Raw genomic sequence first — 16,933 nt, forward strand, 5'->3', positions numbered from 1 at the left:
AGAAGAGAATGCCCTTCAGGGGGATCGGCAGCAACGAGACGGAGTTTTATGCGGGATGAAACAACAATCGTTCACGCTGATGGCTGGACAGCCATCAGCGTGGTGAACTTACGCTTTCCACTGACTGACCAGTTCACCGTTGATATACAGCTCCAGCGGACGTGTGACGGGCTCTGGCAACGGCGGCTCCGGGGAATAGGTGGCATGCAACGTTCCCTGCTCCTGCGAAACAAGAATGCGCTCGGTGAGCTGCAGGCTAAAGCTGATATTCACCGTACCATCGTCGTTGAAAGTGACGCCAAAGAGAAACCCGTTTTTTCGCCCGTCATCGAGGGTAAAAATATCTGGCTGGTTTTCACGCAGCCAGGCCAGTACCGGGACGAAGACCCCCTCGCTGTCGCCGGCGAAGCTACTGATATTCGCTTTCAGTTCATACTTTTTTTCAAAGGAGAGCGAGGACGCGAGGCGGGCGTCAATATTTCCGCTCCCCACCGACATCTGCAGATGATCAGGGTGATCGTTCAGTTGGGGAACGGCGTCAATTAATGCCTGACGCAGGCTGTTGAGTTTGTGCATCGAGTTTATCCTGACAGTCTTTTATGGTTTCGACCTGCAGCGCGCAGGCGATAAGGGCATGCTCAAGCCGACGAATATCAGCACTGAGATCGCCGTTGGTGATGGGCTCACTTCCCGGCATCGGACAGGCGCTCACCTTCGGGCAGGCGTTGTAAACAATGTGCTGCGGAGGCGCAGGCGGCGCGGGTGTGCAACCTGCGCACAGCATCAGGCAGCTGAGCGTTATACCAGCGGCGTAACTCTTCATTTTCATTTACCCATTTCCCGATAGCCGCTTCGCGTCGTGCCATCTCCTCGCCGACGGCAGCAAGATCCTCGCGGAGCCTGACTTGCGCATCTTCGTTCGACCTGGCAATCCGCTGTGCTTCGGATAACTGCTGAAGCAGCGTGTTGATTGTGTTTTTTTGATCGCGGGCGATCTGGTTGGCTTTAGCAAGAGAGCAGGACAGGTTCACGTTGTCATGACGAAACCACAGCGTGATGGCCAGCAGAACGGCCAGTACCAGCAGAAGAGGTTTCATGGCATCCCCTTCAGGCACCAGGCCTTCTCACGAGCTCGACGGTTTTCCAGTCCGGCATTTTTGACCCCATTGACGTACACCCAGCGGGTAAGCTGATTGCACGCCTGCGGCCACTGTTTACGCTTAATGAATGACACCAGCGTGGAACGGCAGGCAGCCCCTGTTCCAACGTTAAAGGCAAAACTCACCAGCGCATCATAGACACGGGGCGGCATCTCCACCGGTGCGCATACCGCCAGCCGTCTTTCAACGTTCATCACGTCGGCAACAAGGTTCGCTGCCGCCTCACGCTCTGTAATTTCCCGTCCCGGCACGACGCCTGACGTATGGCCAATGCCTGATGTCCATACGCCCGCACTGCAACGATAAGGCGACAGGCGACACCCTTCGAGATCAGCAATGAGCGCCAACCCCTCCGGTGAGGTGTTCAGTAACCGGAAGTCAGGCATCAGCACCGCCAGGGCCAGTACGCCCGCGGCGCTGCAACGCTTAATGATTGAGTTCACGAATACTCTTCTTATCGAGTCCAAGAGAGGTCAGATAGCGATAGGTTTTCCGCTTAAACCAGTAATTCGTCAGCGCGGTAAAAATGGCGCAGAGGCTTCCCACGTATAGCGCGACTTTTTCAGGAGACATCGCCCCGAACCAGGCCAGCGCTACGGCCAGCCAGTAGGCGATAAACGTGGTGATTTTCTCAAGACTCAGTCCCATAGGTTCACTGATTCTTTAGTCGGTGCGCTATCAACCTCTGGCATGTCTATCGGCGTGCCATGAGGTAAGATGACCCCCAACTCCGCGAGGCCAGAATTGGCGTTCAGAACGGTTTCAACCACCCCTGCCGTGCGCCCATAATAACGGGCACAGATGGCATCAAGCGTGTCCCCCTGCATTGCATAGATTTTCATCAGACGCTCCCAACATCCGGATTTCCAGGTACCGTTGAGTTTCCAGCGCTGGCGTCCTTTTTGCTATCACTGCAGGATGGACAATCGCGGACACAACAGACTGCCCGCGAGATGGCAGAGGGCCTAGCGCCAGCTCTCGTCTTCCCAGACTTCCCGGAGGATATTGTCCAGCGCTTCGCGATCGGCCTCTCTTTCAATCCCCTGCAACTCCACGCCGGTCATGGATCCTTTTTTGACGGTAACCAGCGTTGACGGAAACACGGATCTTATCCTGCGGGTTAATTCGTCCTGAAACGCCTCCACGACGGACGGACCAATAAGCTGATCCTTATCCAGGGTAATGTTCACCCGCACGCTGGCCTCTTTTTTGATTCTGTCCGGAACGGGTGATGCCGAGAAAACCACGGTAAACGCGTTGTTCCTGATTAAATTTCCTCTCGCAATCTCAGCGATCAAATTCAGGGCAATTTCACGATCTCTTTCCTGACACGTTCCTTCTGTCGTCAGCCGCGCAATCATCTCGACGCGTTCAATCATGACTTGCTCGTTCAACTCTCTGTCCACACAACCTCCACCACGAGATACTGTATAAACATACAGTAGCATGTATTCATAAAAAGAGTGAAGCAAAAAATCAGAACCATGCGAGGTATGTACATGATATCGATGAAGATTAGCGAATCCCTTTGCTTATCAGATGCGTTAAATACCTTATACGTTCAAGGATTTTCCGGGCCTTTTGCTGATAAGACGGTGCCGCAGGAAATAGCGATCCGTCTGCAGATCCCCGGCACCATTTGTCGTTAAAACGGCTAATGCCCCCCGCCATAAGATGCAGGGCTTCCCCCCGGCTGATCGATATTCCGGTGGCGAGCCGTATCTCATCAATCACTCTCTCTGCCACTCCGTTCTGCGGATCCTTTTCATAGACAAAGGGAGTCTTTGCAACCGGTCTGGGGAGGGTTATGCGTGCGGCTAACGCGCGTCTCGCACGCCGGCTGAGGGGTTGAGAGACGTCGCTCACCGTACAGTTATTGACAGAACTCCAAGAACGCGCAGCGGTGCCGTTAAGGTCAACGGCCAAATCAACGGCACGCTTCGGCACAATTTTCCACTGCGTGAGGCGGGTCAAAATCGGCGAGCCCGGGCCGAGTGCGGCGTCGTAGACGCCGCGAATACAGACACGTTCTTCGCCGTACTGATTGTATTCGGCACGGGGCTCATACAGCGTGCGCACCTGCAACGCGTCCCGACGGACAAACGGTCCTCCCTGTGCATTGACGTATCCTGCCCAGTCTCCGGCGTCCGCGGCGTCACGCGCTGCCGCAAATTCTACGCTCAGACCGTGCGCGGCCTGCGTATCAGTCAAACGGCGCAGCTCACGGTAGACGGTCACCGGTGCACCACCGATAAACTGAAACTGACGGATATGCCAGCGCGCCGCCCAGGCCGAAACAGCAGATGCGGTCACTTTAAGCAACTCGCCGCTTTCGTTATCAGTCTCGCCATCAAGGGCATAGCCGTCGATATTCTTGGAGATGTATTTAGCGATATAACCGGTGGCGCTGCCCTTTTGCGGATCTATAGCTTCAGCGTGAAAGCGAGCTTTTCTGGCGTTATCGCTTTGCAGTTCAAAAGCGTCTTCCTCCTGTGTGTATTCCTCCATAATGCGGCGAACGCGCTCAACGTTTTCGGGCAGCATGAACATCAGCATGTGCCAGTGAGGCGTACCGTCATGGTGGGGTTCAGCAACGCGGATGCCAAACAGACGAATCGCCAGCCGGTGCAGTTTTGCCCGGATCCGCGCCCACAGTTTTGTCAGGTAGCTTTGTGTATCCGCAGGGCTCGCCCCGTTCCATTTGCCGTTACGATAGCCGGTGTTCAGGGTGGCGTGATATTTCGACGGCGCGGTTAAGGTATAGAACTCGCCCACGTAGCCAAGCTCATGGCAGATATTTTCAAACCCGCGGATGCGGGTCATCAGTTCGCAGCGACGTATCGCGGGATTGGCCACCGAGCCATCGTGCCTGGCAATCAGGCTTATACGGTTGCCCTCTTCATCCTCCAGTTCCAGACCTTTAAGAAATTCACGCGTGCGCCGCTTCTGTTCACGCCAGTCAGTGATGCAGCGTTTACTCGCATAGGCAGACTTCTTTTTGCTGACGTTTCCAAGTGCAATCTGCACATGTTCACGCCAGGCGGCCGCAATGCGACGCAGTCGTCCACGCCACCATTCTTCGGAAAACATGCGGATCACCGCTGGCGCAATGTCCTCTTTGTTAAAGAGTATCTTCGACACGCGCTCCCAGTGAGGAGGCAGTACATTGAACTGGCGGGTGATTAATCCAGCGCGCTGATACCAGACATGAAGGGTTTGAAATTCGCCGAGGCCAGCGTCATTGATATTCGCCAGCTCGGAACGAATAAAGCCAGCGATGTCAGCGGCCAGCAAATCAATATCGGCGCGGGACATATCCGGGAGACGGTTGAAGCGGGCAATCAGCGTAACCATCCGCGATGCAAGATATTGCGAAAGCGGCGTGTCGAAGTGTCCACCAAAAACGGCGGTGGAGACGTTACGGTCAACACCTGAACAGGCATACCGTGCCGAGACCTGCTGCAGACGCGGTAATACCCTGTTGCAGAACCGAATCAAAAAGGCATTGGCTCGCAGGCTGCCCTGATGAAGTTCAAGAGCATCAACCGTGCGCCAGACGTCAAAACGCACGCAGTCAGGCTGCAGAGCGAGCGCTTTTCTGGCTTGCTGCAGCGCCGAGAACAGACGGTCGCGACGCTGTAATTGGGGGTGAGTCAGGTAGGGGCTGGCAATAGCCGACCGTGGTTCATTCCACGGATAAGCAAATGACATCACCAACTTATCCTCCCCGGAAATGTTTGTTTTTCAGCTCCGTTATCTCCTGGCAGGTGACGCATAAGGCCACTCCAGGTAACGCCTTTCGCCGCGCCTCGGGGATGGGGATGTCGCACTCCTCGCAGGTAAAACGCGAGGGCGATGCGCATCGCTGGCGGGCGCTATTAATATGACGTTCGCGATCTTCAAGCTCACGCTCCTGCGCCAGATCGATAAAATCGGCCATCAGTGCAGCTCCTGGGATTCGCGTTCGTAACGGGCAGCCTCGTGACACAGCAGTTCCGCTGCGTCTTCGCCACACATTCCGGTCTTATAGATGTGACTGGCTAATGCCTCCAGCCGCAGGGAGACGGCGAGTGCGAGTGCCCTGCGCTCCTCCATCTTCGCCTGCACCAGCAGGCGCTGGAGTTCCTCTCGCCCGTTCAGAAAAGTGCGGTTTTCGCTATTTCGCATCACTCATTCTCCTTAATTCAGGCAATAAAATGCCCGGCGGGTTTACGCCATTACGTTTTGGGGTGGATTAAAGCGGCATGGTCAGCCGTTCAGGAAATAAACTCACGACTGCACGGAAATGATTCATGGCTCCGATAAGTGCTCTTTTCTCCTCAGTCGTCAGCTCATTGATACCGCATTCGTGACGGGCGGCGGGTAATTTAGCCAGGAAAAAGATGGCGGCCAGCGCCCTGTTATTCTCTTCAAAACAGGGATCGCGCTTATCACGCATCTCGGCCAAAAACCGCGCCAGCGCTTTCTCGTTATCGCCCCAGTGCCTGGCACGCAGTTCGGCCACGTGATTAAGCCCGGAAAGACGTGCCCCCACCTTGAGTGGGACCGTTGCACGTGTCGCTTCTATTGCCATAACGTCCCTCGCGTTGATTCACACTGTGTGAATTACTCACCCGTAACGGGCTGAAAACGGGATTGGCCTACGCGTTACGCCGCTTTCCAGCGCAGCGAACTGCGTCAGCCTAACGACAGGGCTGGCACTTTGATGATTGCGATTTCAGAAGCCATGTTGCATGATTCCCATTTTGATAATGTCTGCAATCATTAGCCTCTGTTTGCCAACGTCTGCCGCTGATTGCCCGAATTCGCATTGATACTAATACCCAATTGAGCATTAGTAAATACCCAAAGGAATATATTTTGATTTTAGATTCTCAAGTGAATAATGAAGAGTTACTCGATAGAATCTGTCAGGTATATGGTTTTACCCAAAAAATCCAGCTGGCCCGGCACTTCAATATTGCCGCCAGTTCCCTTCAAAACCGCTACGCGCGCGGCACCATCTCCTACGACTTCGCGGTACAATGTGCACTGGACACAGGGGCCAGCCTGCGCTGGTTGATGACCGGACAGGGTGCCCAGTTTGAAGGTAACCCTGCGCCTGGCGATCCCGTTGCTGTTGTCACATTCACTCTGAGTGATGGTCAGCTGGAAGAAAATTCCACTTTGAGTATCGATTCACATCTCTTTAGCAAACCGCTCACTCGCGGTATCGCAGTCCGGTCTGAGGCAAAGCTCCACTTTGTTGAAAAAGGGGCGTCATTAACCGACGGGCTATGGCTGGTTGAGATTGAAGGCACTGTCAGTCTTCGTGATTTAACCCTGCTGCCGGGGAAAAAACTCCACGTCGCGGGCGGCAAAGTCCCCTTTGAATGCGGTATCGATGAGATAAAAACAGTGGGCCGTGTGGTGGGCATCTACAGCGAGGTGAACTGATGGCGGGTCGTATGGTACGTATGGCATCATTCGATTTCGCTATGCAGGGCATTCAGCCTTAGGTATTCCTTCAGGACTGGCAGAACAAGAACCGGGGCCAACGCTCCCCCGCCAGCCTTTCGGCTTCCTGTTCGTGCCACTCTTCTTCACAAACCCTAAAAACTAAAGAAATCCCCCATCGCGCCGATCATCATCCGTGTGTATTATTTCCTGTAGCGTTTACAACAATTAACCTTAACTCAAATACTTAAGCGCCAAAGCGAAAGGCATCATGAGCACACCGATCAAACGGCTAGAAATCATAAAAAATGCGATTGAACTGGAAGACGACGACATCATCCAGAGCCAGCTGACACGGCTGAAAAATGAAGCGTTTGACGATGAGCTACAGGCAATCGTCGCGGCGCTTGAGCAGAAAAACTATACCGTTGCCATGGCGGCGATCGCTGTCTGGCTACAGGGCCAGCGCGCCATGACGCAATGGCGTGACCCGCAGGTGGCGGCCAGCAAGATGGAGCTGAAAGCGCTGGAAGAGCGCCTGAGGGATTTGATTGACCGTCGCAATGCCCGCGTGCAACAGCTCGATGAATTCAACGATCTCTATTTCTCCCGCCTCGGACCGCTGATGCAGCAGATCCTCGCCCTGCGTAAAACGCTGGCGGAGCTGAACCTGCGACGTCAGCAGGCGGAGGCGCGTCGACGTGAGGAAGACTACCGTCGCTGCCAGCGCTATATGGCGCAGGCGGTGGAGGTGCTGGCGATGCTGACCCAGCGCTGGCGCGATCTGCCTGCGGATTCCGTACAGGCCGCCGAGGCGCGTAAGCAACTGCAGCAGCAAAGCAATCTGATTGCTAACCTGCTGGCCGAAGCGCTGGAGCTGGAGAGTGGCTTAACGCGCGAAGAAGAGCCTGCACGTCAGGCGCGCGACGAGGCCAATGAAGAGTACGAGAAATACCGCGAGCAGCATCACGATGCCGAAATGCGTCTGCGTAAAGGCAAGAACCTCTCCGAGGAAGATCAGAACGAACTGAAGCGTCTCTGGCGTCAGGCGAGCAAGCTCTGCCATCCGGACCTGGTCGCTGACGATCTGAAAGAAGAAGCCAACGCGATGATGGTGCAACTCAACCAGGCCAAACAGCGTGGTGACGTTAAAGCCATTCGTTCGCTGGTGGCACGTCTGCAGCAGGGCTTTGAGCCGCTGATGGCCAGCGACAGGCTGAACGATCTGGAACGTATCCGCAAAAAAATGGCGCAGGTTCGCGAGCAGATTGACACGTTAGTGAACGAGCTGGCGGAGCTGGAGAAAGAGGAGTCCTGGCTGCTGGTCTCGTCGCTGAGCAATATGGAAGCCTACTTTGCCCAGCAGGAGAAGGCGCTGCACGACGTTCGCGCCTCGCTCGAACATCAGGTGAGCGAAGCGCAGCTGGAGTCCGCAGCCTGATTATTTAGCGTGCCAGTATGCACTGGCACGCACCAGTTGCTGGTCGATTGCGTCGGTTTCAAACTGACGGCTCAGGTTTTTCACTACCTTCCCTTCCCCGGTCAGCCAGATAAAATAATCTTCCGCAGGCACCGTCAACGCCGCCAGACGCTCGGCCACCGCCTGTTCGCTGTGGCCGACAACCCAGGTGATGTTGAACGCGCTCAGATGGGCCAGATAGTCCTGATACGACGCATCACCAACCGTCACCACCGCATGAATGTCCGGGCGAACCGGCAGTGTTGCGATGCTTTCCAGGCGACGGCGCAGCGCGGGCATGCCGGATTCATCGCACACGTACAGTTGCCAGGCATAATCTTCCGGCACAACCAGCGAACCGCGCGGGCCGCCAATCGTGAGCGTGTCACCCACTTTTGCCTCTGTCGCCCAGTGGCTGGCAACGCCGCCATCGTGTATGAAGAAATCGAGTACCAGCTCATGCCGTGCGGCATCGTACAGGGGCGTATAGTCTCGCGCCTGCGGACGCACACCGTCGCCCCAGTCGATACCTTCATCGGTAACAACCGGTGGTACAAAGGTCGCCCCCGGGGCCGGGAAAAACACTTTTGTGTGGTCGTCGAAACCGCGAGAGCTAAAGCCCTCCAGCGCCTCGCCGCCTAAAACAATGCGCTGGAAACCTGCGCTGACACGCTCAACGCGAAGCACGTCCAGCTTGCGAAAACGGAGATCATTACGAACACGTTGTGGGTAACGGGTGGATGTCATGGTGAGACCCTTCTCAGGTGAATACGATATATCTAAATCAATTTTAAATGATAATGATTGCTAATCAGAAAGAATGCAAGATCTTTTAGATTGCATCTGAATATATCTAAGATATAGTTTAGATATATCAATTTGAAGGGGTGAGTATGCGAAACGAACACGACGGCGGCGGACGCCGACCACGCTTTTTTGGTCACGGCGATCTGCGTCTGGTGATACTGGATATCCTGACCCACAACGCGAGCCATGGCTACGAGTTGATCAAGGCGATCGAGAACATGACGCAGGGGAATTACACCCCAAGCCCTGGCGTTATCTACCCGACCCTCGATTACCTTCAGGATCAGACCTATATCACCATCACCGAAGAAGAGAATGGCCGCAAGAGAATTGCGATTACCGCGGCCGGCCAGCAGTGGCTGGATGAAAATCAGGAGCAGCTGGCGCAAATTCAGGCGCGTATCAAAGCGCGCTCCGTCGGCTTCCAGCTGAGAAAAAACCCGCAAATGAAGCGGGCTCTGGATAACTTCAAAGCGGTGCTAGACCTGAAGGTGAACCAGGGCGAACTCAGCGATGCGCAGCTTAAGCAGATCATCGGCGTGATCGACCGCGCAGCGCTGGAGATCTCCCAGCTGGATTAAGCCAGTACGCGATCGCTCACGCGGAAGACGCGGACAAGGTCTTTCAGGTGCATCGCCTGTTCGTTCAGGGACGCTGCTGCCGCGACAGACTCCTCCACCAGGGCGGAGTTCTGCTGCGTGGTGGCATCAATCAGGCCAATCGCGCTGTTAATCTGCGAGATCCCTTCCGTCTGCTCATGGCTGGCCTGGCGGATCTCACGCAGAATGACGTCCATCTCTTCCACGTTGCCGACCATACCGTTAATCAACTCGCTCGCTTTCTCGACCAGGTTCATCCCGTCCCGCGTCTGGCTGGTAGAACTTTCGATCAGCTGACGAATTTCACTGGCGGATGACGCACTCTTCTGCGCAAGCTGACGCACTTCGCCTGCCACCACCGCAAAACCACGACCGTGCTCGCCTGCACGTGCTGCTTCCACCGCCGCGTTCAGCGCCAGAATGTTGGTCTGGAAAGCGATGGCGTCGATCAGGTCGATGATGTCGGACATCCGGTTAGAGGTCTCGTTAATCAGGCGCATTTTGCTGGTGACCTGCTTCATCATCTCGCCGTTGTTTTTGACCACCATGGCGGCGTCCGCCGAGAGGTGAGTTGCTTCTCCGGTGTGTGAGGCGGTGTTTTTTACCGTCGCCGTGATCTGCTCCATCGAGGCAGCGGTCTGTTCAACAGAGCTGGCCTGCTCTTCGGTGCGCGCGGCAAGATCCTGGTTCCCAGCGACAATCTGCGCGGCGGCACTCGAGATATTCTCCGAACCGGTCTGGACCTGCTGCACAATGTCCAGCAGACGCGTTTTCATCTCCATCAGCGCATGCAGCAGCAGGCCGGTTTCGTCTTTACCGTGCGGCGTGATGCTGCCGGTCAGATCGCCTTCAGCAATGGCTTTTGCAAAATCCACCGCCTCGCCCAGCGGACGCGTGATTGAGCGCACGATAAACCAGCCAATCAGGCTGCCGGTCGCGACGCTAAAGAGCGTGATCAGGATCAGCAGCAGGCGGTTCGATTTGAAATCGCCCTCGACCTGCACTCCTGCGCTTTGCATTTCCTGGTTCTGAATCGCGATCAGCGCCTGCACGTTGGCTTTATAGGCCTGCTGTAGCTTCAGGGTGTTGGTCATCATCTCCTGAATAGCGCCCGCCCGATCGTTATTCTGCACCGCCTGCAAAATGCGATAACGCGAGTCCAGATACTGCTGACGCACGCCGCGTATCTCAGCAAGAACCCGCTGTGATTCAGGATCCTGCAGCGCAGTATTCAGCTCGCCGAGGATCACCGTAATCTGTTCGCTGATCGCTTTAAGACGCTGCTGTGACTGCGCTGTATACGTTCCCTGTTCATCCAGTAACATCAGCTGCTGAGTGCCAATAAATTCCTGGAAGTTGTCGATTAACTGGTTCGCTTTTACCGTGGTCGGATAATCACGGGTAATGATGGATTGCATTCCGTTGTTCGCCCGGTTCAGGCTTAGCAAGGATAAACTCGCACTGACCACCATCAGGACAATAAAGAATCCAAACGCCAGAAATAATTTCGTGCCGATCTTTACGTCATGTAAGAACATATTTTCTCCATCGATGTGATTATTTCTCAGACGATCACCGTTATCGGTAACGAAACCGCTAACTTTATGACTTTGATCGTTTTTTTATTTCATAACCACGACAATGGATAGGTGTAGGCTATTAATATCCGAAAATCGATCGTTACGTCACCCTCTGATGAGGCATTTTCAAAATAGCATCGGGGAAAACGGACTTAGGCTGGGGTAAATATCTGATGTGCTTTCTTTAGTTACTTAATATAAAGTTAACAATAAAAGACATTAATAATTACATTCAGAAAAAATAAAGCCGCTTATTCCTGATGAAATAAACGGCTTTCTGGAACCTTACTGGCTCAATGGAGCACGGTGACCGCATCCTTAAGACGCCCGGCGCGATGCTTCACCATTGCGGATATGTGGGCACTTTCCTCAACCAGATCGGCATTTTTCTGCGTGATGCTGTCCAGCTCGGCCACCGCACGGGTGAGCTCTGACAAGCCGGTAGCCTGTTCAGAGGTCGAATGGCTGATCTGCGCGATAAGCTGCGTCACGTTTTTCACCTGCTCGACGATATCATCCATTGTACGACCGGCGGCATGAACCTGATCAGAGCCGGACTGCACCTTGCTGGCGCTGGCATCAATCAGCTTGCGAATATCGTTGGCTGCACTGGCGCTACGGCTGGCGAGATGGCGCACTTCGCCGGCGACAACCGCAAAGCCTTTCCCCTGCTCACCGGCTCTTGCCGCCTCCACCGCCGCATTCAGCGCCAGAATATTGGTCTGAAACGCGATGTCGTTAATAAGGGAGGTAATCGAGCCAATCCGCTGCGTGCTATCCGCGATGTCATCCATGGTTTTCACCACCGTCTGCATCGCGTTTCCGCCTTTGGTCGCCGCGCTGCTGGCGGCCACTGACAGCTTGTCCACTTCGGCGGCGGTTTCTGAATTACTCTGCACGGAGGCGGCCATCTGATTCATTGTCGCCACGGTCTGCTGCACATTGGCCACGGTCTGACGCGTCCGATCGTTCAGATCTTCATTCCCCTTTGCCAGCCTGTCGCTGCCATCACGCACGCTCACCACCTGGCTTGACACATCGTTAATCAACCAGCGGCACATCAGCCCCAGCTGCCCTACCGCACGCAGGGTCAACCCCAGCTCGTCGCTGCGGTTCAGGTGCTGCACGCTGTTGCGCTCGCCGGTGGCGACTTTCAGCGCCTGACGCGCCACGTTTTCGATCGGACGAACAATCTGCTGCTCAAACAGCAGCGTGCCCAGCAGCATGACTACCGCGGCGGCAGCCAGCGGGTACGCACCCGCTGAGGTGGCCACCAGCGTGGCAGCCAGCACCGCAAACAGCCCCGCCATCACGCTGCGCACGCGCCAGCGCAGCGGCATTGCCGGAAGTTTCCCCAGCCAGCCTTTCCTTACCACCAGTCCTTTATGAATACGTTTCTTGCAGCGCCCGTCATTCAGATCCCGATAGAGCGGCTCCACGCCAGCAATCTCTTCTGCCGTGGCTTTGGTACGAATCGACATATAGCCCGTCACCTGCCCGTGACGCACCATCGGCACCGCATTGGCGCGCACCCAGTAGTGGTCGCCATTTTTACGTCGGTTTTTGACAATGCCGCTCCACGGCTCGCCCTTTTGCAGGGTGTACCACATATCGGCAAACGCCGCTTTTGGCATATCGGGGTGGCGTACCAGATTGTGCGGCTGGCCCATCAGCTCATCAAGCTGATAGCCACTCACCTGCACAAAGGTGTCGTTGGCGTGGGTCAGGTAACTGTGGATATCGGTGGTCGACATTAAGGTGGTGTCATCGTCCAGAGGATATTCATTCTGGGTGACAAAGGTTGGAGCGGACATCGTGAGCATCCCTTGCAGGTTATTTGAATGTTAATTTTGTGGATTAATGTTTTTTCGGCGGTAAAGAATTTATCTTTAGTTGTTAAAGTTGATAGAGATCGCAGATTTCACTTAAACCGCACTTTTTGTGAGATTTTATAATTCATTGATTTCAAATACTTTCGTAGAGAAATTACCTGCAGAGTATGACGCGTTAACGCCCACTTAAGTCGCAGCGTCTGCACTCTATAAGTGCAATGGCCTCTTGTTCGCACCTCCCCAGGCCTTTTCCGCCGTACCGCTAAATCCCGTATCGGTTATATCGGCATGATTAAATTTTGCGCAACATAATGTTAACCTGGTGTTTATCCTGATTTTCGTTAAGGCATCTGAAGTGGCGTAATCCCTGCAATACTTAATCCAGTATCATGTGATACGCGATCCCCGGGAGCACATTTTGAACAGGTTACCTTCCAGCGCCTCGGCTCTTGCCTGTACCGCGCACGCACTGAATCTCATTGAGAAGCGAACGCTTGATCATGAGGAGATGAAACAACTTAACCGAGAGGTCATCGATTACTTTAAAGAGCATGTCAATCCAGGGTTTTTGGAGTATCGCAAATCTGTTACCGCCGGCGGGGATTACGGAGCCGTAGAGTGGCAAGCGGGAAGTCTTAATACGCTTGTCGACACCCAGGGACAGGAGTTTATAGATTGCCTGGGTGGTTTTGGAATTTTCAACGTGGGGCACCGTAATCCAGTTGTGGTTTCCGCCGTACAGAATCAACTTGCGAAACAACCTCTCCATAGCCAGGAACTGCTCGATCCACTTCGCGCTATGCTCGCGAAAACGCTCGCGGCCTTAACGCCCGGCAAACTGAAGTACAGCTTCTTTAGCAACAGCGGCACGGAATCGGTCGAAGCGGCGATTAAACTCGCCAAAGCGTACCAGTCGCCGCGCGGCAAATTCACGTTTATCGCCACCAGCGGCGCGTTCCACGGAAAATCCCTGGGCGCACTGTCGGCTACCGCCAAATCCACCTTCCGCAAACCGTTTATGCCGCTGCTGCCGGGCTTCCGCCACGTGCCGTTTGGTGACATTAGCGCTATGCGCACCATGCTGAGCGAATGCCGTAAAACCGGCGACGATGTGGCAGCGGTGATCCTGGAGCCTATTCAGGGTGAGGGCGGCGTGATCCTGCCCCCGCAGGGCTATCTGCCTGCCGTGCGTCAGTTGTGCGATGAGTTTGGCGCACTGCTGATCCTCGACGAAGTCCAAACCGGGATGGGGCGTACGGGCAAGATGTTTGCCTGCGAGCATGAGAACGTCCAGCCGGACATTCTCTGTCTGGCAAAAGCGCTGGGCGGCGGCGTGATGCCGATTGGCGCGACGGTGGCGACCGAAGAGGTCTTCTCGGTGCTGTTCGACAACCCGTTCCTGCACACCACTACGTTTGGCGGTAACCCGCTGGCCTGCGCGGCCGCGCTGGCGACCATTAACGTGCTGCTGGATCAAAACCTGCCTGCACAGGCGGAACAGAAAGGCGATATGCTGCTGGACGGTTTCCGCCAGCTGGGCCGGGAATATCCGGATCTGGTGCAGGATGCGCGGGGTAAAGGGTTGCTGATGGCCATTGAGTTTGTCGACAACGAAATCGGCTACAGCTTCGCGAGCGAGATGTTCCGCCAGCGGGTCCTGGTTGCCGGAACGCTCAACAACTCGAAGACCATTCGCATTGAACCGCCGCTGACGCTGACGGTTGAACAGTGTGAGCAGGTGCTGAAAGCGGCGCGTAAAGCGCTGGCAGCCCTGCGGGTAAGCGTGGAAGAAGCGTGATATCCCCTCCCCCTCCTGACGGAGGGGGCGTTTTTAGCGGTGAAACTCCGCCACCGTCATGGTAAACCGCAACACATTTTCGCCCTCATTCGCGTAGCCGTGTGCCGCTTCCGTTTTCGCCACCGCCGAAGCGCCTGCCGCCACCTGCGTCACCGTCTCTTCCACCGTCAGGGTCAATCCTCCCTCAGTGACATGCAGCAGCTCAAACGTTCCCGCCGGATGCCCCGGCGAGGTAAAACGCTCCCCCGGATGCATCACCCACTGCCAGAGTTCAATCATATCCGGGCCAGACGTGCCCGCGAGCAGCCGGGCATATCCGCCCTGTGGGCCCTGCCACAGAACCGGGATCGCCGCTGCTTCTATGACGTGCACCCGCGGCTCGCTGGAGACGTTTACGATATCCGCCACCGAAACGCCCAGCGCGGCAGCCAGCTTGCAGAGAATGGCAATGCTGGGATTCGCCGCCCCTTTTTCAATCTCCACCAGCATGCCTTTGCTGACGCTGGCGCGGCGTGAAAGCTCATCCAGCGACAGTTTTTTCTCTTTGCGCCAGTTGCGAATGCGGGTGGCGACGGCCAGGCTTACCTGGGCGATATCGGCACCCGAATCGGTCATTATATTGACTTTATCAGTCATTGGTCACTACCATAGTATAAAACAGTCAATACAGGATTATTTATGTCTCTCGTTACGCCGTCAATAGACCCGCGTCTTACCGGGATTGCCCCCGGCTTTCGGGCGCTGAGCATTCTGGTTGAAGCCGCCCCGATAACCCAGCCGGACGTGGCCTCTGCCGCGCTGGCACAGGCGTGCCAGCAGGTCCTCACTGATGATGTCGCCTGGGCGGAAGCGCACCTCAGCGCCTGGGATGACGTGTTCAGGGCATTTGGTGCGAAACCGAAACGCACGCCCTGCTCGGCATCGGCCCTGCGTAAGCGAGTGCTGAAAGAGGGCGCACTGCCCCCGCTCGATCCAGTGGTCAATATTTACAATGCCATCAGCATTCGTTACGCCATTCCCGTCGGGGGGGAGAACCTTGCCGCTTATGCAGGCGCTCCGCGTCTGACGCTTGCCGAAGGTAATGAACCGTTTGATACCCTGAAAGAGGGCCAGCCGGTTATCGAATACCCGGATGCGGGCGAAGTTATCTGGCGCGATGATGTCGGCGTCACCTGCCGTCGCTGGAACTGGCGCCAGGGCGTGCGTACACGTCTCGATAGCCAGGCGCAACACATGTGGTTTATTCTCGAAAGTCTGCCGTCGATGCCGTTATCGGCGTTGCAGGAGGCTGGCGATGAGTTAGTCTGCAACCTGCAGCGGCTGATGCCGGGCTCCACTGCTCACCTTCAACTGATTGAACTCTAAAAGGATAAGCGGATGTTTCACGGGTTAAGCGCATTCCCTCTGACGCCATTGCGAGAGGGGAAATTTGATGAGCAGGCGTTTGTGCAGTTGCTGCGCCCGCTGGTGGATGCCGGTGTCGATTCGCTGGGGATCCTCGGTTCGACGGGCAGTTACGCGTATCTGACGCCTGAAGAGCGCACGCATATCACCCGTAGTGCCGTGGCGCATGCCGACAACATTCCGGTGAGCGTAAGTATTGGCGCGCTTCGCCTCGACGATATTCTCCGTCTGGCGGATGAGGCGCAAAGCGCCGGCGCCCGCGGGGTGTTACTGGCCCCCGTGTCGTACCAGCGCCTGACGGCAGAGGAAGTGTTTACCCTGTATGAGACGGTGACCCACCGGATCTCTGTTCCGCTGTGCATTTACGACAACCCGGCCACCACCGGGTTCGAGTTTAACGACGATTTGCTGTATGCCGTGGCGGCGCTACCGAACGTCAAATCCGTCAAGCTCGGGCGCATACCGGACGATATCGCCCACATGCGTGCCCGTCTTCCTGAAAACGTCACCCTGGGCATCAGCGGCGACTGGCGGGCGGCGTCAGCCCTGCAGGCCGGATTTGATGTCTGGTATTCGGTTATCGCAGGGCTGTATCCGCAGACGGCACTGGCGATTGCACGAGCCAAAGACACCGCCCCCTCTGACCGGCTGGCACCGCTGTGGGCGCTGTTCCGCCAGTACGGCAGTTTGCGGGTGATGGCCGCAGCAGCAGAAATGTCAGGGAAAGTGGCCGCGCCTGCACTGCCGTTCCCGCTTGCGTCGCTGAGCGGGAAACCGCGCGAAACGCTGGCGGCGATCCTGGCGGAACTGGCCCTCGCCTGAGCATCGCCGGGCTAGCGTAAGCGCTACCCGGCGGTC

Annotated in this window: 21 protein-coding genes; 6 read left to right on the top strand and 15 right to left on the bottom strand. The window is 55.8% G+C overall.

Features of this window, described 5'->3' with window-relative positions; genetic code table 11:
- Window positions 1–108 precede the first annotated feature (108 nt).
- From AM379_RS04575 to AM379_RS04625, 11 genes are all read right to left on the bottom strand, one after another.
- Window positions 109–576: a phage tail protein gene (locus AM379_RS04575; RefSeq protein ID WP_063156869.1), complete on the bottom strand. Its 468-nt coding sequence runs from the start codon at window positions 574–576 to the stop codon at window positions 109–111.
- Window positions 539–784: an Rz1-like lysis system protein LysC gene (gene lysC, locus AM379_RS04580; RefSeq protein WP_072126476.1), complete on the bottom strand. Its 246-nt coding sequence runs from the start codon at window positions 782–784 to the stop codon at window positions 539–541. Before lysC ends, AM379_RS04575 begins: the two co-directional genes overlap by 38 nt.
- Window positions 684–1,097, bottom strand: coding sequence for an Rz-like lysis system protein LysB (gene lysB, locus AM379_RS24315; RefSeq protein ID WP_181010277.1), 414 nt, complete (start codon window positions 1,095–1,097; stop codon window positions 684–686). Before lysB ends, lysC begins: the two co-directional genes overlap by 101 nt.
- Window positions 1,094–1,603, bottom strand: coding sequence for a lysozyme (locus AM379_RS04590; RefSeq protein ID WP_020883601.1), 510 nt, complete (start codon window positions 1,601–1,603; stop codon window positions 1,094–1,096). The genes lysB and AM379_RS04590 overlap by 4 nt, the downstream gene beginning before the upstream one ends.
- A complete protein-coding gene (locus tag AM379_RS04595) occupies window positions 1,587–1,808 on the bottom strand; it encodes an HP1 family phage holin (protein ID WP_014171693.1) in 222 nt (73 codons plus the stop codon). The genes AM379_RS04590 and AM379_RS04595 overlap by 17 nt, the downstream gene beginning before the upstream one ends.
- Window positions 1,799–2,002, bottom strand: coding sequence for a tail protein X (locus tag AM379_RS04600; RefSeq protein WP_020883600.1), 204 nt, complete (start codon window positions 2,000–2,002; stop codon window positions 1,799–1,801). The genes AM379_RS04595 and AM379_RS04600 overlap by 10 nt, the downstream gene beginning before the upstream one ends.
- Window positions 2,003–2,125: 123 nt before the next feature.
- Window positions 2,126–2,566, bottom strand: a complete 441-nt coding sequence (locus AM379_RS04605; protein ID WP_020883599.1) for a DinI-like family protein — start codon at window positions 2,564–2,566, stop codon at window positions 2,126–2,128.
- A 109-nt stretch (window positions 2,567–2,675) separates the two neighbouring features.
- A complete protein-coding gene (locus AM379_RS04610) occupies window positions 2,676–4,871 on the bottom strand; it encodes a replication endonuclease (RefSeq protein WP_106503501.1) in 2,196 nt (731 codons plus the stop codon).
- 7 nt (window positions 4,872–4,878) lie between these two features.
- Entirely contained in the window at window positions 4,879–5,100 is a 222-nt protein-coding gene (locus tag AM379_RS04615; protein WP_020883597.1) for a TraR/DksA family transcriptional regulator, read from the bottom strand.
- On the bottom strand, window positions 5,100–5,327 hold the full coding sequence (locus AM379_RS04620) for a DUF2732 family protein (RefSeq protein WP_106503502.1): 228 nt from the start codon (window positions 5,325–5,327) through the stop codon (window positions 5,100–5,102). The genes AM379_RS04615 and AM379_RS04620 overlap by 1 nt, the downstream gene beginning before the upstream one ends.
- Window positions 5,328–5,394: 67 nt before the next feature.
- Window positions 5,395–5,733 (bottom strand): DUF5347 domain-containing protein, encoded by a 339-nt coding sequence (locus AM379_RS04625; protein WP_032679002.1) that lies wholly within the window; start codon window positions 5,731–5,733, stop codon window positions 5,395–5,397.
- A gap of 287 nt (window positions 5,734–6,020) precedes the next feature.
- On the opposite strand from AM379_RS04625, the gene AM379_RS04630 reads away from it, so the two are divergent.
- Entirely contained in the window at window positions 6,021–6,596 is a 576-nt protein-coding gene (locus AM379_RS04630) for a phage repressor protein CI (RefSeq protein ID WP_106503503.1), read from the top strand.
- A gap of 271 nt (window positions 6,597–6,867) precedes the next feature.
- Complete coding sequence (locus AM379_RS04635) at window positions 6,868–8,037, top strand: DNA repair protein (RefSeq protein WP_106503504.1); 1,170 nt, start codon at window positions 6,868–6,870, stop codon at window positions 8,035–8,037.
- On the opposite strand, the gene AM379_RS04640 is transcribed toward AM379_RS04635, so the two are convergent.
- Window positions 8,038–8,802 carry a siderophore-interacting protein gene (locus tag AM379_RS04640; protein ID WP_106503505.1) on the bottom strand — a complete coding sequence of 255 codons (765 nt, stop codon included), beginning with the start codon at window positions 8,800–8,802 and terminating at the stop codon, window positions 8,038–8,040.
- Window positions 8,803–8,948: 146 nt separating this feature from the next.
- Between AM379_RS04640 and AM379_RS04645 the strand changes: the two genes are divergently transcribed.
- Window positions 8,949–9,443 (top strand): PadR family transcriptional regulator, encoded by a 495-nt coding sequence (locus AM379_RS04645; protein ID WP_047956132.1) that lies wholly within the window; start codon window positions 8,949–8,951, stop codon window positions 9,441–9,443.
- Here the strand turns inward: AM379_RS04645 and AM379_RS04650 are convergent.
- A complete protein-coding gene (locus tag AM379_RS04650; RefSeq protein WP_106503506.1) occupies window positions 9,440–10,999 on the bottom strand; it encodes a methyl-accepting chemotaxis protein in 1,560 nt (519 codons plus the stop codon). The genes AM379_RS04645 and AM379_RS04650 overlap by 4 nt on opposite strands.
- 335 nt (window positions 11,000–11,334) lie before the next feature.
- Complete coding sequence (locus tag AM379_RS04655; protein WP_106503507.1) at window positions 11,335–12,855, bottom strand: methyl-accepting chemotaxis protein; 1,521 nt, start codon at window positions 12,853–12,855, stop codon at window positions 11,335–11,337.
- A gap of 436 nt (window positions 12,856–13,291) precedes the next feature.
- Between AM379_RS04655 and ygjG the strand changes: the two genes are divergently transcribed.
- A complete protein-coding gene (ygjG, locus tag AM379_RS04660; RefSeq protein WP_020883590.1) occupies window positions 13,292–14,671 on the top strand; it encodes a putrescine aminotransferase in 1,380 nt (459 codons plus the stop codon).
- A 33-nt stretch (window positions 14,672–14,704) separates the two neighbouring features.
- Here the strand turns inward: ygjG and AM379_RS04665 are convergent, their stop codons facing one another.
- Window positions 14,705–15,307 carry a helix-turn-helix domain-containing protein gene (locus AM379_RS04665; protein WP_032679008.1) on the bottom strand — a complete coding sequence of 201 codons (603 nt, stop codon included), beginning with the start codon at window positions 15,305–15,307 and terminating at the stop codon, window positions 14,705–14,707.
- A 42-nt stretch (window positions 15,308–15,349) separates the two neighbouring features.
- On the opposite strand from AM379_RS04665, the gene AM379_RS04670 reads away from it, so the two are divergent.
- Both AM379_RS04670 and AM379_RS04675 read left to right on the top strand, forming a co-directional pair.
- A complete protein-coding gene (locus AM379_RS04670) occupies window positions 15,350–16,036 on the top strand; it encodes a B3/B4 domain-containing protein (protein WP_106503508.1) in 687 nt (228 codons plus the stop codon).
- 12 nt (window positions 16,037–16,048) lie between these two features.
- A complete protein-coding gene (locus tag AM379_RS04675) occupies window positions 16,049–16,897 on the top strand; it encodes a dihydrodipicolinate synthase family protein (protein ID WP_106503509.1) in 849 nt (282 codons plus the stop codon).
- Window positions 16,898–16,933 lie beyond the last annotated feature (36 nt).

The sequence above is a fragment of the Enterobacter cloacae complex sp. FDA-CDC-AR_0132 genome (assembly GCF_003010695.1).
GTDB classification, from domain to species: Bacteria; Pseudomonadota; Gammaproteobacteria; order Enterobacterales; family Enterobacteriaceae; genus Enterobacter; species Enterobacter ludwigii.

Excerpts from the sequence above, each read along its gene's own strand:
- AM379_RS04575 (WP_063156869.1), bottom strand. The coding sequence starts at position 576 with ATGCACAAACTCAACAGCCTGCGTCAGGCATTAATTGACGCCGTTCCC.
- lysB (WP_181010277.1), bottom strand. The coding sequence starts at position 1,097 with ATGAAACCTCTTCTGCTGGTACTGGCCGTTCTGCTGGCCATCACGCTG.
- AM379_RS04645 (WP_047956132.1), top strand. The coding sequence starts at position 8,949 with ATGCGAAACGAACACGACGGCGGCGGACGCCGACCACGCTTTTTTGGT.
- AM379_RS04610 (WP_106503501.1), bottom strand. The coding sequence starts at position 4,871 with ATGTCATTTGCTTATCCGTGGAATGAACCACGGTCGGCTATTGCCAGC.
- AM379_RS04650 (WP_106503506.1), bottom strand. The coding sequence starts at position 10,999 with ATGTTCTTACATGACGTAAAGATCGGCACGAAATTATTTCTGGCGTTT.
- AM379_RS04600 (WP_020883600.1), bottom strand. The coding sequence starts at position 2,002 with ATGAAAATCTATGCAATGCAGGGGGACACGCTTGATGCCATCTGTGCC.
- AM379_RS04620 (WP_106503502.1), bottom strand. The coding sequence starts at position 5,327 with ATGCGAAATAGCGAAAACCGCACTTTTCTGAACGGGCGAGAGGAACTC.
- AM379_RS04675 (WP_106503509.1), top strand. The coding sequence starts at position 16,049 with ATGTTTCACGGGTTAAGCGCATTCCCTCTGACGCCATTGCGAGAGGGG.
- AM379_RS04625 (WP_032679002.1), bottom strand. The coding sequence starts at position 5,733 with ATGGCAATAGAAGCGACACGTGCAACGGTCCCACTCAAGGTGGGGGCA.
- AM379_RS04655 (WP_106503507.1), bottom strand. The coding sequence starts at position 12,855 with ATGTCCGCTCCAACCTTTGTCACCCAGAATGAATATCCTCTGGACGAT.
- AM379_RS04635 (WP_106503504.1), top strand. The coding sequence starts at position 6,868 with ATGAGCACACCGATCAAACGGCTAGAAATCATAAAAAATGCGATTGAA.
- AM379_RS04640 (WP_106503505.1), bottom strand. The coding sequence starts at position 8,802 with ATGACATCCACCCGTTACCCACAACGTGTTCGTAATGATCTCCGTTTT.
- AM379_RS04670 (WP_106503508.1), top strand. The coding sequence starts at position 15,350 with ATGTCTCTCGTTACGCCGTCAATAGACCCGCGTCTTACCGGGATTGCC.
- AM379_RS04595 (WP_014171693.1), bottom strand. The coding sequence starts at position 1,808 with ATGGGACTGAGTCTTGAGAAAATCACCACGTTTATCGCCTACTGGCTG.
- lysC (WP_072126476.1), bottom strand. The coding sequence starts at position 784 with ATGCTGTGCGCAGGTTGCACACCCGCGCCGCCTGCGCCTCCGCAGCAC.
- AM379_RS04615 (WP_020883597.1), bottom strand. The coding sequence starts at position 5,100 with ATGGCCGATTTTATCGATCTGGCGCAGGAGCGTGAGCTTGAAGATCGC.
- AM379_RS04665 (WP_032679008.1), bottom strand. The coding sequence starts at position 15,307 with ATGACTGATAAAGTCAATATAATGACCGATTCGGGTGCCGATATCGCC.